Origin of the sequence: Duganella fentianensis (assembly GCF_009857835.1) — a bacterium.
Taxonomy (GTDB): domain Bacteria; phylum Pseudomonadota; class Gammaproteobacteria; order Burkholderiales; family Burkholderiaceae_D; genus Rugamonas; species Rugamonas fentianensis.
On sequence record NZ_WWCL01000001.1, the window covers coordinates 1209638 to 1224565 of the forward strand.

Consider the following 14928-nt stretch of genomic DNA (forward strand, 5'->3'; position numbering starts at 1 on the left):
CAGAGGAAGAACCATGAGCGTTTCCGAAGAAATCAAGCGTTTGCATGAACTGCACCAGTCCGGCGCCCTGTCGGATGCAGAGTTCGCTGCTGCCAAGGCCAAGCTGCTCAGCAGCGGCTCTTACAGCGGCGAGCAGCTTTCCAACGACATCAGCAAGTTGCGCCGCTCCCTGAGCGACCGCTGGCTCGGTGGCGTGTGTGGCGGCCTCGGTCGCATCAGCGGCGTCGAGACCTGGATCTGGCGTTTGCTGTTCGTGCTGTTCGTACTGACCTTCGGCTTCGGTCTCGCGATTTACATTCTGCTCTGGATCTTTGTGCCAGAAGAAGAAACGATAGGATAAACAATGAGCAAACAATTTGACGTAGTAGTCATCGGCGCCGGTCCCGGCGGTTATATCGCTGCCATCCGTGCAGCCCAGTTGGGTTTCTCGGTCGCCTGCGTCGACGCATGGGAAAATGAAAAGGGCGGCCCAGCACCGGGCGGTACTTGCACCAACGTCGGTTGCATCCCTTCCAAAGCCCTGCTGCAATCGTCGGAACACTACGAGCACGCTGGCCATGCGTTCAAGGAACACGGTATCGATGTTGCGGGCCTGTCCCTGAACCTGCCGCAAATGCTGAAGCGCAAGAACACCGTCGTCAAACAGAACAATGACGGCATCCTGTTCCTGTTCAAGAAAAACAAAGTGACCTTCTTCCACGGCCGCGCCGCTTTCGCCGGCCCAGCTACGGCTGAAGGCTACCCGCTGACCGTCTCGGCACCTGCCAACGAAACCATCAGCGGCAAACAGGTGATCATCGCTACCGGTTCGAATGCACGCGAACTGCCGGGCGCAGCGTTTGACGAGAAACTGATTCTGTCGAACACGGGCGCACTGGCCATCGACGCGGTTCCGGCCAAGCTGGGCGTGATCGGTGCCGGCGTAATCGGCCTGGAAATGGGCTCCGTATGGCGCCGTCTGGGCGCGGAAGTGACCGTGCTGGAAGGCCTGCCGGTATTCCTCGGCGCGGTTGACGAGCAGATCGCCAAAGAAGCGCAGAAGCTGTTCACCAAACAGGGCCTGTCCATCAATCTGGGCTGCAAGATCGGCGCTATCACCAAGGGCGACAACAACGTCACCGTGGCTTACGAAAACGCCAAGGGCGAAGCACAGACCGCCGTGTTCGACAAGCTGATCGTCTCGATCGGCCGCACCCCGAACACCAATGGTCTGGGCGCTGACAAAGTCGGTCTGGCACTGGACGAGCGCGGCTTCGTCGCCGTCGATGGCGATTGCAAAACCAATCTGCCGGGCGTATGGGCTGTGGGCGACGTGGTACGTGGCCCGATGCTGGCGCACAAAGCGGAAGAAGAAGGCGTTGCCGTGGCCGAGCGTATCGCCGGTCAGCACGGTCATACCAACTTCGACACCATCCCTTGGGTGATCTACACCTCGCCGGAAATCGCCTGGGTAGGCAAAACCGAGCAGGCCCTGAAAGCCGCTGGCGTAGCCTACAAAGCTGGTACTTTCCCGTTCCTGGCCAACGGCCGTGCACGCGCACTGGGCGATACCTCGGGTATGGTGAAATTCCTCGCAGATGCCACCACCGACGAAATCCTCGGCGTGCACATCATCGGCCCTATGGCTTCGGAACTGATCTCGGAAGCTGTCGTGGCGATGGAATTCAAGGCATCGGCCGAAGACATCGCCCGTATCTGCCACGCTCACCCATCGCTGTCGGAAGCCACCAAAGAGGCTGCGCTGGCGATCGATAAGCGTACCCTGAACTTCTAAGCAATCCTCTAGCGGACTGCGGGCGGGCTGCGGTCCGCCCTTTTTCTTTTGCGCAGTACAGAACTGATCCTCATGAACGTCGAAGAGTTTTACCAGCATGCGCTTGAGCAGCGCAATTTCAAGGCCGATGCTGCCCAGCGCCGCGCCGTAGACCGTCTGCAAGTGTGCTATGACCAGTGGGTGGCCTACAAAGGCCAGCGCTCGAGCACGTTCAAGCGCCTGATTAACCGGCCCGATGTGCCGCGTGGCGTCTATATGTGGGGCGGGGTAGGGCGCGGCAAGTCCTTCCTGATGGACAGTTTCTATTCGGTGGTGCCGGTGGTGCGCAAGACCCGCTTGCACTTCCACGAATTCATGCGCGGCGTGCACCGCCAGCTCGACGATCTGAAAGGCGTGGCCAATCCGCTCGACGAAGTGGCCAAGCGCGTGGCCAAAAAATACCGCCTGATCTGCTTCGATGAATTCCACATCTCCGATGTGGCCGATGCCATGATCATGTACAACCTGCTGAAGGCGCTGTTCGATAACGGCGTATCCTTCATCATGACTTCCAACTACGATCCGCAGCTGCTGTATCCGGACGGGCTGCACCGCGACCGCATCCTGCCTACCATCGCGCTGCTGTACGAAAAGCTCGATGTGATGAATATCGATGCCGGCATCGATTACCGTGGCCGCGCGCTGGAGCAGGTGGAGTCGTATTACACCCCGCTGAATGCCGCCACCGATGAAGCCTTGCGCAACGCCTTTGCGCGCGTGGCCGAGAGTGCCGACGAAGACCCGACCATCCGCATCGAAGCGCGTGAAATCCGCGCGCTGCGCCGGGCCGGCACCACCATCTGGTTCGATTTCAATACCCTGTGCGGCGGTCCCCGTTCGCAGAATGATTATCTGGAAATCGCCAGCCGTTTCCATACCGTGATATTGTCCGGCATACCGATGATGTCGGCGGCCATGTCGTCCGAGGCGCGCCGCTTTACCTGGCTGATCGATGTATTCTACGATCAGGGCGTGAAGCTGCTGATGTCGGCCGAAGTGGAGCCGGAACAGCTATACACTACCGGTACACTGGCGAACGAATTCCACCGCACTGTCTCGCGTATCGTCGAGATGCAGTCGCAGGAATATATGGATAAGGAACAGCGCGCGGCTGCCGCAGCGCTGGCCTAGTTTTTTAGGAAGTCTATGGTGATGGCAAGTAAATGGAAGGCGCAGCTTGTTGCGCTGCTGGGGCTGGGTCTGCTGCTGGCATTGCCGGCACAGGCGGACTATGGCGCTGCACGCTGGCCGAAAGTGCAGTCGGTTGAGCAGGCCAATGTCACGCTGCGTCAGGTCGAGCAGGAACGTGCGCTGGTGCAGGACCAGTTTGCGGAAGCGGAACGGGTCTGCTATGGCCGCTTCTTCGTCAACGCCTGCCTGAGCGACGCCAAGGAAGTGCGGCGCAAGGCGCTGGCCGTGCTGCGTGCCGCCGAAGTCGATGCCGAACATTTCAAGCGGGCTGACTCGGTAGAAAAGCGCGATGCCGAGCTGGCCGAACGGGCGCGCAAGGATGCGGAAGAAGAAGCCCAGCATGCGGCGCAGCCGCCCAGGGCGCCGAAAGTCGTGGACGATACGCCACGCCCGCCGCCAGTGGCCGGGCCTGTGGTGGACCGCGAAGCCCGCCATGCGGAAAAGCTGAAAAAGCTGGAAGCGCAGGATGCGGCCAACGCTGGCAAGCGGGCAGAAAACGTGGTGAATTTCGAGCGCAAGCAGCAGGAATCGCAGCGCCGTCAGGCGGAAGTGGCGCGCAAGAAAGCTGAAAACGAGGCCAAACAGGCTGCCAAGGCCGAAGCGGAACAGCGCAAGGCGGAAGCGGCCAAGCGGCAGTAAGGCGGGGCGCCGACTGCGGCAAGAAAGTGACGCAAAGCAGCATATATTTGGCTGGGCGGCGCCGGTAGATTAAACTACGTGTAGCGTCACAGTTGTTAAGCAGTACTCCTTGTTTCAGTGAAACTTTTGTGTGGGTAGAGACCGAGAATTATGGCTGATGTAATTGATATCCAGCGTCGTCTGATAGAACTCGACGTTGAACACCGCGATCTGGATGCTGTCATCAACATGCTGACGCTTGATGGTCACCATGACCAGCTGCAGTTGCGCCGCCTCAAAAAGCGCAAGCTGCAACTGAAAGACCATATCACTCTGCTCAAGATGCAACTGGTGCCGGATGTTCCTGCCTGAGTTGCGCGCCGTATCGCTGCCTATCTAGTATATTTTGACTCAACACCCGTCCCCGTCCGCCGAGACCCCACCTGCTGCCGTGGTCGGCGAGATTGCCGAAGCCCCTCCCGGAAAACATGATGCCGAGGTCGAACGCCTGTTCGGCGCCGGTGGCCCGCTGGGCCCGGCTGTGGGCGATTTCCGTCCGCGCCGTTCGCAGACTGAAATGGCCAAGGCCGTCGCTGCCGCCATCGATAGCCAGACCACGCTGATCGCCGAAGCGGGCACGGGTACGGGCAAGACTTTTGCCTATCTGGTGCCGGCCCTGCTGTGGGGCGGCAAGACGATTATTTCCACCGGTACCAAAAATCTGCAGGACCAGCTATTCCTGCGCGATATTCCCACCGTACGGGCGGCGCTGCAGGCGCCAGTTTCCGTGGCGCTGCTCAAGGGCCGTTCCAACTATCTGTGCCACTACCATCTGGAGCGTACGCTGCAGAATGGCCGCATGACTTCGCGCGACGATGTAGGCCATCTGCGCGAAATTTCGCGCTTCCTCAAAATGACCAATTCCGGCGACAAGGCGGAACTGGCGCGGGTGCCGGAAAATGCGCTGATCTGGAATCTGGTCACGTCCACCCGCGACAACTGCATGGGCGCCGAGTGCCAGTATTATCAGGACTGCTTCGTGATGAAGGCGCGCAAGGAAGCCCAGCAGGCCGATGTAGTGGTGGTCAACCACCACCTGTTCTTTGCCGATGTGGCGCTGAAGGATTCCGGCGTGGCCGAACTGCTACCTTCGGCCAACACGGTGATCTTCGATGAAGCGCACCAGCTGCCCGATACGGCCACGCTGTTCTTCGGCGATACCTTCTCCACCTCGCAAGTGCTGGAACTGTGCCGCGATGTGCTGGCCGAAGGGCTGGCCCACGCGCGCGACGGCGCCGACTGGGGCAAGACCGTGACGGTGGTGGAAAAGGCCGCGCGCGATCTGCGCCTGACCTTCCCGCAGGACATCGTGCGCCTGTCGCTGCCGCAGATTGCACCGTCGAGCGACTTCTTCCCCGCGCTGGAAACCCTCAAGGATGAACTGGACGGCCTGCTGGCCGTGCTGGAAACGCAGGCGGAACGGGCCGAGACGCTGGAGCAGTGCCGCCAGCGCGGCCTGCAGCTGGCGCAGCAGTTACGCGACTGGAAATTCGATCCGAAAGCACGGGTGGAGAAGGGCGCGGAAGCCGTGTTCTGGGTGGAAGCCTATGCCTCGTCGCTACAGCTGCACAAAACCCCGCTGTCGATTGCGCCCATCTTCAATGGCCAGCGCGAAGGTGTGCCCCGTAGCTGGATTTTTACGTCCGCCACGCTGGCCGTGAAAAACGATTTCAGCCACTTCTCCGAGCAGATGGGGCTGACGGGCGAACCGTCCAAGACCTGGCCCAGCCCGTTCGACTATGGCGCGCAAGGCATACTGTATGTGCCGCAAGGTTTGCCCGACCCGAATTCCATGGGCTACACGGATGCCGTGCTGGATCTGGCCCTGCCCGTGATCGAAGCGGCCGGTGGCCGCACCTTCCTGCTGTGCACCACGCTGCGCGCCGTCAAGCGCGCGGCCGAACGGCTGCGCGATGAATTCGAGCGGCGCGGCCTCAACTTCCCCCTGTTCGTGCAGGGCGATAAAGGCCGCACCGAATTGCTGGACCAGTTCCGCGCGGCCGGTAACGGCGTGCTGATCGGCAGCCAGTCGTTCTGGGAAGGGGTGGACGTGCGTGGCGACGCGCTGTCGCTGGTGATCATCGACAAGCTGCCGTTTGCGCCGCCCGATGATCCCGTGCTGGCGGCCCGCATCGAAGTGATGGAAAAGCAGGGCAAGAACGGCTTTATGCACCACACGCTGCCGGAAGCCATCATCAATCTGAAGCAGGGCGCCGGCCGCCTGATCCGCGACGTCGGCGACCGCGGCGTGCTGATGCTGTGCGACCCGCGCGTGATCTCCAAGCCTTACGGCAAACGCATCTGGCAAAGTCTGCCGGCCTTCAAGCGCACGCGCGAACAGGCCGACGTCATCGCCTTCTTCCAGAACCCGCCAGCGCCGGACGCCGAATAGGGCGCCCCCCGCCCCCATTTCTACCGTATTCCTGCCCGGATAGTCCGGCGCACCTTTGCGCTGGCACAAACGCGCGCGGGTACCGGGCGTTAGAGTGAGCTCTGCGCTGCACCGTTTGGCGTGCAGTAACGGAGGATGTCATGGCAATCCGACACGGCTGTTTTATCAGTTATGCCCATGGCCATCACGCATACATGAGCCGCTTCAAGAGCGACCTGATGGAAGCTCTGGCCTGCTATCTGGAACCCCATTTCGATAACGAGGACGAACTGTTCGTCGATAGTGCCCAGCTGGGCGGCGGCGACGACCTCGACCAGCGCATCGCCCAGGCACTATGCGAAAGCGTGTGCATGATCGTGATCTACACGCCGCGCTACGAAGCCCACGCCTACACGCGGCGCGAGTATGCCGCCATGCAGCGCATCGAAGCCGAGCGCAGCGCCTGGTACCGCCTGCCCAGCCACCTGATCATCCCCGTCATCATGACGCGCCATCCGGCCGGCCTGCCGCCGCAGATTGCCGGGCCCGGCATGTATGTGGATTTTTCCCGCTACACGCTGGCCAGCAACTCGTTCAAATCCAACCCCGAGTTTTTGCCGGAAATCGAGAAAATCGTGCTGCGCATCGCCGAACACTACCACTGCCTGAAGCGCTATATGCCGCCCCGGCATGACTGCAGCAAGGCCGTGCTGCCCGATATCCCGCCCGAATGGCGGGTGCTTCCTCCTCCCAATTTTCCCCGCTAAAGGTTTGCCATGGAAACCCAACCTCTGCTGCTGCCGCCGCTCAGCGATCACGGCGAAGTCATCACTTTTTATGCCTACCGCAATGACGGCAGCCGTAGTGCGGCGCTGGCCAATCTGGCCGTGCTACTGGCGCGCCGGCGTGCGGCCTATAGCCCGGTGCTGATGATAGACTGGGATTTGCAGGCACCGGCGCTGCAGCAGTATTTCGCCGCGCCGCGCAATCATCCGGGCGTGCTGGAACTATTCGAAGCCTGCGCCCGGCAACTGGCCCTGCATCAGCCCAATGGCATCTGCGACGATACCCTGCTGGCCTATGAAGTGCTGGCAGCGGTGGACTGGGAGCAGTATGTGCTGCGCGTGGACGAGGGCAGCCAGCTGTATCTGATGCCGGCCGGCCGGCTTGACGAACAGTATCGCGAACGGCTGGCCGCCTTTGACTGGGAAGCGCTGTTCCGCCGCTGCCCGGCGCTGTTCCGCTGTTTTGCCGCCCAGATGGCCTGCCATTTCCGTCACGTGCTGGTCGATGCCGAAAGCGGGCAGGGCGATACGGCCGGCCTGTGCACCACGCTGCTGCCGCGCAAGCTGGTGATGCTGTTCGGCCCGGAACGGGCCAGTCTGGAAGGTGGCTGCGCCATGGTGCGGCGCGCGACCAGCTATCGCTGCAGCCACGAAGACGAGCAGCGCCCCCTGCTGGTATATCCCGTGGCCGTGCAGCTGGAGGGCGACGATGCCCGTCTGCGCAGCCTGCGCCGCCATGGCGACGGCTTGCGCCACGCTGGCTACCAGCAGGAGCTGGAGCAGCTGCTGGCCGATTGCTATGGTTTGCGCCAGCTCTCGCTCGACAGTTATTGCGATGAAGTCCAGCTGCAGCATAGCCGCGATGAAGCACTGCAGCTGGCGGTACAGGCTACCCCCGAAGGCGACCGGCATACGCTGGCGCGCTCCTACGAAACCCTGCTGGCATGGCTGGAACCGGGCCATTACCCGTGGCAGTCGCGCGCCCAGCTGGCCGTGCTGGACCAGCTGGCGCTGCTGCCGGCCCAGCTGGCAGGCAATAGTCTGGCGCTGGCGCAGGCCAGAATGCAGCAGGAACTGGGGCAGTTATATGGCCAGCAGCAGCGCTGGCATGAAGCGCTGGCCTGTTTCGAGCCGGCCTTGCAGCTACGCCAGCAGTTGCTCGGAACCGAGCAGCACGAAACGCTGGCCAGCAAGGCGGCAGTGGCGGCAGCGCAGTTCCAGCTGGGCCAGCTCGAAGCGGCGCAGATATTGCAGGAATGTGTGGCCGAAGCGCGCGACCGTCTGCTCGGCGCCGAACATCCGGACACGCTGGCCGCGCGCAGCGCACTGGCTGTGACGCTGGGCGCCCGGGGCTGCAGCCAGCAAGCCATGCTGATCTACGATGAGGTGCTGGCCGTGTATGGCCGGGTGCTGGGCAGCCAGCACCGGCTGACGCTGGCCTGCCGGGGCGAACGCGCACAGCAGCTGTTCCAGCAGGGCGAATTCGAAGCCGCACGCAGCGCCCAGGAACAGTTGCTGGCTGAGCGCAAGCGCTGCCTCGGCAGCGAACACGCCGATACGCTGGCCAGCCGCAGCGCGCTGGCCTGGACCATGCTGCAGCTGGACGAGCCGGACGTGGCCCACAGCCTGCTCGATGCGGTGTTGCAAATTAGTATCAAGCGCCATGGTCTCCACCATGCCGCAGTACAGCAGGCCCGGGCGGCACTGACGGAAATGCTGAAACAGACGGGCAGCCATGCGGGACAGCATCCGGGGCAGGCCGATCTGGTGCCGGAATTGCGTCAGGATGGCGCGCTCGATGCCTATGACGAAGCGCTGTTGCAGCCTTTGCAACCCCTGCATCCGCTGGGCCCCGAAGTGGCGCAGCGGACGGCCGAACAGTTGCTGGCGCTCGATCAGCTACCGGCCACGCCCCGACCGCAGGGCAGCTGAGCTAAATTTATCTGCACGGGGGAAGGCGCAGACGCGCAGGGCGGCCATTGCTTCGGGTAAAATCGTCGTATGAAAATCCTGATCAGTAATGACGACGGTTATCTGGCTCCCGGCATCAATGCGCTGGCAGCCGCACTGGCGCCTATCGCCGACATCGTGGTGGTGGCGCCGGACAGCAACCGTTCCGGTGCGTCCAATTCCCTCTCGCTGGACCGGCCCCTGTCGGTGCAGCAGGCCGCCAATGGCTTTTATTTCGTCAACGGCACGCCTACCGACTGCGTCCACGTGGCCCTGACGGGCATGCTCGATTACCGTCCTGATCTGGTTGTGTCCGGCATCAATAACGGTCCCAATATGGGCGACGATACCCTGTACTCGGGCACGGTGGCGGCGGCCACGGAAGGCTATCTGTTCGGCATTCCCGCCATCGCTTTTTCGCAGGGCGCATTCGGCTGGGAACATATCGACGCGGCGGCCCGCCATGCACGCGACATCATCGTGCAATACATGGAGACGCTGCCGGCACCGTATCTGCTGAACGTGAACATCCCTAACTTGCCGTACGAGCAATTGCTCCCACCTGTGGCCACCCGGCTGGGCCGGCGCCATCAGGCCGAACCCGTGATCCGGGCGCAGGACCCGCGCGGCAAGGAAATTTTCTGGATCGGACCTCCGGGCGCCACCAAGGATGCCGGCGAGGGCACGGATTTCTACGCCTGCGCCAGCGGCCGCACCTCGATCACGCCTTTGCAGATCGACCTCACCCATAGAACCCAGCTGGACGTACTCGCAAAGGCACTGGCATGACCGACAAAAACCGTCGCTTTCCGCTTCCGCTTTCCTCGGTCGTCGATCAGGGGCATAAGAAGGCCACGGTGTCGGCACCCGTAGTCCGGCCACAGACGGCAACCCAGAACGCAGCGCGCCATCTGCCCCAGCCTGTGCGCAGCGCCAGCAGCGGTTTTGGCGGCAACAGCAGCGGCAGCAGCAACACCGGCGCCAGCAAGCCGCCGCTGTTCCATTCGCAGTCGCATACCCATGCCCAGCCTCGTCCGGTGCAGCCGGCAGCACCCCAGCCGGTGATGAACCAGCGCCAGAGCCCGCTGGTATCGGATGCCGTGCGGCGTGCCATGGTACAGCGTGTGGCCAAACAGGGCGTGCAGGACAGCGTGGTACTGGCGGCGCTGGAAAGCGTGCCGCGCCATATGTTCATGGAAGAGGGGCTGGCATCGCAGGCGTATATCGATGCGTCGCTGCCTATCGGCCACCACCAGACCATCTCCCAGCCGTATATCGTGGCGCGCATGATAGAGCTGATGCGCAATGGCGGCCAGCTCAGGCGGGTGCTGGAAATCGGCACGGGCTGCGGCTATCAGGCGGCCGTGCTGGCCTGCGTGGCGCAGGAAGTGTATTCGATAGAGCGTATCAAGCCCCTGCACGAACTGGCCAAGGTCAATCTGCGCCCGCTGCGCGTGCCCAATCTGCGCCTGCATTACGGCGATGGTATGCTAGGGTTACCGCAGGCGGCGCCATTTGATGGCATCATACTGGCTGCTGCCGGACTGGAAGTGCCGCAAGCTTTGCTGGAACAACTCGCCATAGGCGGGCGGCTGGTAGCACCTGTGGGCGCGCGCGCCCAGCATCTCGAACTCATTACCCGCACAGGCAAGGCCGAATGGACTAGCGAAACGCTGGAAGACTGCCATTTTGTGCCTTTGCGGGCCGGCACCGTTTAATGGGCCGACACCCACTTTCAGGAAACATGAAGTAATGCGTATGACCAAAAAAAATTCCGCACTCGCACTGATACTGGGCAGCAGCGTGCTGCTGGCTGCCTGCACCAGCGTGCCGAATCAGGCGCCCGTGATAGATCGTCCTGTGGCGAGCAGCAGCAAACCGGTAGTGGTGACGGAGCCGGCCCCTGTGGTGCGCGACGAACGCGGCATGTACACGGTGAAAAAAGGCGATACCCTGATCCGCATCGCGCTCGAGTTCGGCCAGAACTACCGCGATCTGGTGAGCTGGAACAACCTGTCCAATCCCAACGACATCAAGGTCGATCAGGTGCTGCGCGTGCTGCCGCCCGAAGCGGCGCCGGCCGGCAGCGGTGTGCAGACGGGCGCTATCACCATGCCGCCGGCCGACAAGCCGGTGCCCGTGGTGCGCAAGAGCGAGCCGCGCGGCGACAAGAAAGCCTATTCCGAGTCGGCGCTGGCGGAGCTGCAGCGGCCGGACGGCGCCAAGGCGGACAAGCCCGGCAGCAAGGCCGGGGCAGCGGCCGGTGCCGCAGCCGTGGCTGAAACCGTAGTGACGGTGCCAGCTCCTGCACCGGCCCCGGCGCCGGCAGTGGAAGAGGAAAAACTCAGCTGGATGTGGCCGGCCGACGGCAAAGTGATTGCCACTTTTGACGAGGGCAAGAACAAGGGCGTGGACATTGCCGGCAAGGCGGGCCAGCCGGTTGTCGCCGCCGGCGCAGGAAAAGTCATGTATGCCGGTAGCGGCATCCGTGGTTATGGTAATCTGGTGATTGTGAAGCACAGTAATAGCCTGCTGTCGGCCTATGCCCACAATCGCAGCATCGTGGTCAAGGAAGGCAACACCGTAACCAAGGGACAACAGATCGCGGAAATGGGCGACTCCGACACGGACACCGTCAAGCTGCACTTTGAAATCCGGCAGCAGGGCAAACCCGTGGATCCGTCGCGCTTCCTGCCTAACCGTTAGCTAAGCCATGACACCAAGCTCGCACGACTCCATGGATGATGATGCGCTGCCCGAAGATTTCCGCGACGATGGCAGCGAAGAAGTGGCCATCGAACCGGCCGAGGGCGAAGTACTGGCCACCGGCGCCGTGCTGGAAAGTGTCGACGAGCTGAAAAAAGTGCTGGCGGCCGAACTGTCGACCGACACCACCCAGCACTATCTGAACCAGATCGGCACCCGTCCGCTGCTGACGGCCGCACAGGAAGTGCATTACGCCACGCTGGCCAAGAATGGCGACTTCGCCGCGCGCCAGACCATGATCGAGCATAATCTGCGGCTGGTGGTGTCGATTGCCAAGCACTACATCAACCGTGGCGTGGTGCTGCTCGACATGATAGAAGAGGGCAATATCGGCCTGATGCGCGCCATCGACAAGTTCGAGCCCGAGCGCGGCTTCCGCTTTTCCACCTATGCCACGTGGTGGATACGCCAGAGCATAGAGCGCGCCATCATGAACCAGGCCCGTACCGTGCGCCTGCCCGTGCACATGGTGCGCGAACTGAACCAGATTTTGCGCGGCAAATACCATCTGGAAGCGCGCCAGCATGACGGCAAGGATGCCACGGCAGAAGACATTGCCGAACTGGTGGGCCGTCCGGTGGAAGAAGTGCAGGACATCCTCGCCATGTCCGAGCATGCCACTTCGCTCGATGCGCCGCTCGATAACGATCCCCAGTCCTCGCTGATGGACATGCTGCCCGGCGCCAGCGAAGACAGCCCCGATGCCCGTGCCGAGCACCATGAAATGACACTGCTGGTACGCGACTGGCTGACCCGCCTGCCGGACAAGCAGCGCGTGGTCATCATGCGCCGTTTCGGCCTCGATAACGACGATCCGGCTACGCTGGAAACCCTGGCCGAGGAAATGGGCGTGACGCGCGAGCGGGTGCGCCAGATCCAGCAGGAAGCCCTCGTCAAGCTCAAGCGCGCCATGGCTGCGCGTGGCGTGGTGCGCGATTCGCTGCTGTAGTCGCGCGCTGTTCTGCTATCATATCGGCCTCTCTGGTGCTGATCCCGTGCCGCGCGCCGCTGCGGTGATCGCCGGCTATTCTCCTTATTTTGAAGCTTATGCAAGAAAATACCCTCGTCATCAAATCGCTCGATATGGACGCCCGCGGCGTCGGCCATCTGGATAATGAGGATGGTTCGCCCGGTAAAGTGGTGTTTGTCGAAGGTGCATTGCCGGGCGAACGGGTGACCTTCACGACCTTCAAAAAGAAGAAAAACTGGGAAATGGCGCGCATGGATGAACTGCTGCGCGAATCGTATATGCGGGTACAGCCGCAATGCCGCCATTTCGCCATTTGCGGCGGTTGCTCGATGCAGCATCTGGAGCCTTCGGCGCAGGTGGCTGTCAAGCAGCGCGTGCTGGAAGATAATCTGGTTCACATCGGCAAGGTCAAGGCCGAGTCGATGATGCGTCCGCTGTACGGCCCCACCTGGGGCTATCGCTACCGCGCCCGTCTGTCGGTGCGCCACGTGGCCAAGAAAGGCACGGTGCTGGTAGGCTTCCACGAAAAGAAATCCGTGTTCGTGGCCGATATCCAGAGCTGCGAAATTTTGCCGCGCCATGTGTCGGATCTGCTGATGCCGCTGCGCGCGCTGATCGGTTCGCTGTCGCTGTTCGACCAGATCCCGCAGATCGAAGTGGCCATCGGTGAAGGCGTGACGGCACTGGTGCTGCGCATCATGGCCGCGCTGACGCCGGACGACGAAGTCAAACTGAAAGCCTTTGCCGACCAGCACCAGATCCAGTTCTGGCTGCAGACCAAAGGCCCCGATACGGCCGTACCTTACTACCCGCTGGGCGACGAACTGCACTATCTGCTGCCCGAATTCGGCATCCGCATGCCATTCAAGCCGGTCGATTTCACGCAGGTGAACCACTATATCAACCGCGTGCTGGTGGCTAAGGCGCTGCGTCTGCTGGAAGTGCAGCCACAGGATCGCGTGGCCGACCTGTTCTGCGGTCTGGGCAACTTCACCTTGCCGCTGGCCACGCAGGCACGCGAAGTGGTGGGCATCGAAGGCCTGACTTCGCTGACCGAGCGCGCGCTGGACAATGCCAAGGCCAACGGCCTGTCGGACAAGACCACCTTCTACACGCGCAATCTGTTCGAAATCACGGCCGATCACCTGATCGAACTGGGCAAGTTCGACCGCATGCTGATCGACCCGCCACGCGATGGCGCGATGGCGCTCAGCGAAGCGCTGGTGGCGCTGAGCCATAGCCGTGCCGACCTGCTGCCTCGGCGTATCGTGTATGTATCGTGCAGCCCGTCTACACTGGCGCGCGATGCGGGCATCCTGGTCAACGCCGGCTACACGCTGAGCAAAGCCGGTGTGGTGAATATGTTCCCGCACACTTCGCACGTTGAATCGATGGCCGTATTCGATCTGAATCCGGCCTGAACGCGCGGCCCTGTGCCCGGATAAAAACAGCGGAACCACGGTTCCGCTGTTTTTGTTTGCGCTGCCGGATCAGGTGCGGGTGATCGACAGGCCGCCATCAACCAGCGCTGCCGTGCCAGTGACGAAGGATGCATCGTCGGAAGCCAGATACAGCACCGAGCGGGCCAGCTCCTGCGGCGTGGCGATGCGTTTCAGTGCATGCAGCCCCGTGATGAAACTTTGCGATTCCGCCGTGTGGTTGGTGTCGCGGTACATATCGGTATCCACTGCACCGGGCAGCACGGCGTTGACCCGTATGCCTTGCGCGCCATATTCGGCGGCCAGCGTCTGGGTCAGGCCGATCAGGCCGGACTTGCTGGCAGCGTAGGCGGCCATGCCGGGGAAGGACACGGTGTGGCCGACAAAGGTCGAGGTGAAGATCACCGAACCGCCGCCATTGTTCTGCATCTGCGCGATCTGGTGCTTGGCACCGTAGAACGCGCCCGTCAGATTGATGGCCAGCGCATCGTTCCAGCCGTCGGCCGAAATGCCCGTGCTGGCGCCGCTCTCGCCTATGGTGCCGGCGTTGTTGAAAGCGATGTCGAGCCGGCCATAGCGCTGCACGGCCAGCGCCACCAGCGCGGTGGCATAGTCTTCCGAGCGCACGTCGCCGGCCAGTGCCACGGCTTCGCCGCCTGCTTCGATAATTTCGCCGACCAGTTTCTGCAGCTCGGCATCGCGGCGGGCGCCCACTACCAGTTTTGCGCCTTCGGCGGCGAACAGCAGGGCGGTGGCGCGGCCTATGCCGGAGCTGGCGCCCGTGATCAGGGCGACTTTGCCTTGCAGGCGCTGGCTGGTGGTGGTGGTGTGGCTGGCTGGGTGGGTCATTTTGCGGCTCCTTAAAGTGGGGAAGAGTGAATGTCTGCTACGGAAACCAGTGTAGGACCGAAACCGCGTCCGGATAAGTGAGCAAAAGAAGGAGCTTGTGTTCGGTATAATCGAAC

14 protein-coding genes are annotated in these 14928 nt (G+C 62.3%); 13 read left to right on the top strand and 1 reads right to left on the bottom strand.

Annotated elements, in window-relative coordinates:
- Nucleotides 1–13: 13 nt before the first annotated feature.
- From GTP23_RS05220 to rlmD, 13 genes are all read left to right on the top strand, one after another.
- Nucleotides 14–340, top strand: a complete 327-nt coding sequence (locus GTP23_RS05220; RefSeq protein WP_161034145.1) for a PspC domain-containing protein — start codon at nucleotides 14–16, stop codon at nucleotides 338–340.
- Between the two features lie 3 nt (nucleotides 341–343).
- A complete protein-coding gene (gene lpdA, locus GTP23_RS05225; protein ID WP_161034146.1) occupies nucleotides 344–1774 on the top strand; it encodes a dihydrolipoyl dehydrogenase in 1431 nt (476 codons plus the stop codon).
- A 72-nt stretch (nucleotides 1775–1846) separates the two neighbouring features.
- The gene (zapE, locus tag GTP23_RS05230; protein ID WP_155433479.1) at nucleotides 1847–2944 is read left to right on the top strand and encodes a cell division protein ZapE; all 1098 of its coding nucleotides are present in this window, start codon (nucleotides 1847–1849) and stop codon (nucleotides 2942–2944) included.
- A 21-nt stretch (nucleotides 2945–2965) separates the two neighbouring features.
- A complete protein-coding gene (locus tag GTP23_RS05235; RefSeq protein WP_202411924.1) occupies nucleotides 2966–3643 on the top strand; it encodes a hypothetical protein in 678 nt (225 codons plus the stop codon).
- Nucleotides 3644–3793: 150 nt separating this feature from the next.
- Entirely contained in the window at nucleotides 3794–3994 is a 201-nt protein-coding gene (locus tag GTP23_RS05240) for a YdcH family protein (protein ID WP_155433481.1), read from the top strand.
- Nucleotides 3995–4028: 34 nt separating this feature from the next.
- Nucleotides 4029–6074, top strand: a complete 2046-nt coding sequence (gene yoaA, locus GTP23_RS05245) for a DNA repair helicase YoaA (protein ID WP_155433482.1) — start codon at nucleotides 4029–4031, stop codon at nucleotides 6072–6074.
- Nucleotides 6075–6214: 140 nt separating this feature from the next.
- Nucleotides 6215–6820 carry a toll/interleukin-1 receptor domain-containing protein gene (locus tag GTP23_RS05250; protein WP_155433483.1) on the top strand — a complete coding sequence of 202 codons (606 nt, stop codon included), beginning with the start codon at nucleotides 6215–6217 and terminating at the stop codon, nucleotides 6818–6820.
- 9 nt (nucleotides 6821–6829) lie between these two features.
- Nucleotides 6830–8770 carry a tetratricopeptide repeat protein gene (locus tag GTP23_RS05255; protein ID WP_161034148.1) on the top strand — a complete coding sequence of 647 codons (1941 nt, stop codon included), beginning with the start codon at nucleotides 6830–6832 and terminating at the stop codon, nucleotides 8768–8770.
- A gap of 69 nt (nucleotides 8771–8839) precedes the next feature.
- Nucleotides 8840–9577, top strand: a complete 738-nt coding sequence (surE, locus tag GTP23_RS05260; protein ID WP_161034149.1) for a 5'/3'-nucleotidase SurE — start codon at nucleotides 8840–8842, stop codon at nucleotides 9575–9577.
- A complete protein-coding gene (locus GTP23_RS05265) occupies nucleotides 9574–10506 on the top strand; it encodes a protein-L-isoaspartate(D-aspartate) O-methyltransferase (protein ID WP_161034150.1) in 933 nt (310 codons plus the stop codon). The genes surE and GTP23_RS05265 overlap by 4 nt, the downstream gene beginning before the upstream one ends.
- A 40-nt stretch (nucleotides 10507–10546) precedes the next feature.
- Nucleotides 10547–11494 carry a peptidoglycan DD-metalloendopeptidase family protein gene (locus GTP23_RS05270; RefSeq protein ID WP_161034151.1) on the top strand — a complete coding sequence of 316 codons (948 nt, stop codon included), beginning with the start codon at nucleotides 10547–10549 and terminating at the stop codon, nucleotides 11492–11494.
- 7 nt (nucleotides 11495–11501) lie between these two features.
- Complete coding sequence (rpoS, locus tag GTP23_RS05275) at nucleotides 11502–12503, top strand: RNA polymerase sigma factor RpoS (protein WP_161034152.1); 1002 nt, start codon at nucleotides 11502–11504, stop codon at nucleotides 12501–12503.
- Between the two features lie 98 nt (nucleotides 12504–12601).
- Nucleotides 12602–13945, top strand: coding sequence for a 23S rRNA (uracil(1939)-C(5))-methyltransferase RlmD (gene rlmD / locus GTP23_RS05280; RefSeq protein WP_161034153.1), 1344 nt, complete (start codon nucleotides 12602–12604; stop codon nucleotides 13943–13945).
- 69 nt (nucleotides 13946–14014) lie between these two features.
- Here the strand turns inward: rlmD and GTP23_RS05285 are convergent, their stop codons facing one another.
- Complete coding sequence (locus GTP23_RS05285; protein ID WP_161034154.1) at nucleotides 14015–14812, bottom strand: SDR family oxidoreductase; 798 nt, start codon at nucleotides 14810–14812, stop codon at nucleotides 14015–14017.
- Nucleotides 14813–14928: the final 116 nt, after the last annotated feature.

Excerpts from the sequence above, each read along its gene's own strand:
- rpoS (WP_161034152.1), top strand. The coding sequence starts at position 11,502 with ATGACACCAAGCTCGCACGACTCCATGGATGATGATGCGCTGCCCGAA.
- GTP23_RS05255 (WP_161034148.1), top strand. The coding sequence starts at position 6,830 with ATGGAAACCCAACCTCTGCTGCTGCCGCCGCTCAGCGATCACGGCGAA.
- GTP23_RS05265 (WP_161034150.1), top strand. The coding sequence starts at position 9,574 with ATGACCGACAAAAACCGTCGCTTTCCGCTTCCGCTTTCCTCGGTCGTC.
- lpdA (WP_161034146.1), top strand. The coding sequence starts at position 344 with ATGAGCAAACAATTTGACGTAGTAGTCATCGGCGCCGGTCCCGGCGGT.
- GTP23_RS05220 (WP_161034145.1), top strand. The coding sequence starts at position 14 with ATGAGCGTTTCCGAAGAAATCAAGCGTTTGCATGAACTGCACCAGTCC.
- rlmD (WP_161034153.1), top strand. The coding sequence starts at position 12,602 with ATGCAAGAAAATACCCTCGTCATCAAATCGCTCGATATGGACGCCCGC.
- GTP23_RS05240 (WP_155433481.1), top strand. The coding sequence starts at position 3,794 with ATGGCTGATGTAATTGATATCCAGCGTCGTCTGATAGAACTCGACGTT.
- surE (WP_161034149.1), top strand. The coding sequence starts at position 8,840 with ATGAAAATCCTGATCAGTAATGACGACGGTTATCTGGCTCCCGGCATC.
- GTP23_RS05235 (WP_202411924.1), top strand. The coding sequence starts at position 2,966 with ATGGCAAGTAAATGGAAGGCGCAGCTTGTTGCGCTGCTGGGGCTGGGT.
- GTP23_RS05250 (WP_155433483.1), top strand. The coding sequence starts at position 6,215 with ATGGCAATCCGACACGGCTGTTTTATCAGTTATGCCCATGGCCATCAC.
- zapE (WP_155433479.1), top strand. The coding sequence starts at position 1,847 with ATGAACGTCGAAGAGTTTTACCAGCATGCGCTTGAGCAGCGCAATTTC.
- GTP23_RS05285 (WP_161034154.1), bottom strand. The coding sequence starts at position 14,812 with ATGACCCACCCAGCCAGCCACACCACCACCACCAGCCAGCGCCTGCAA.
- GTP23_RS05270 (WP_161034151.1), top strand. The coding sequence starts at position 10,547 with ATGACCAAAAAAAATTCCGCACTCGCACTGATACTGGGCAGCAGCGTG.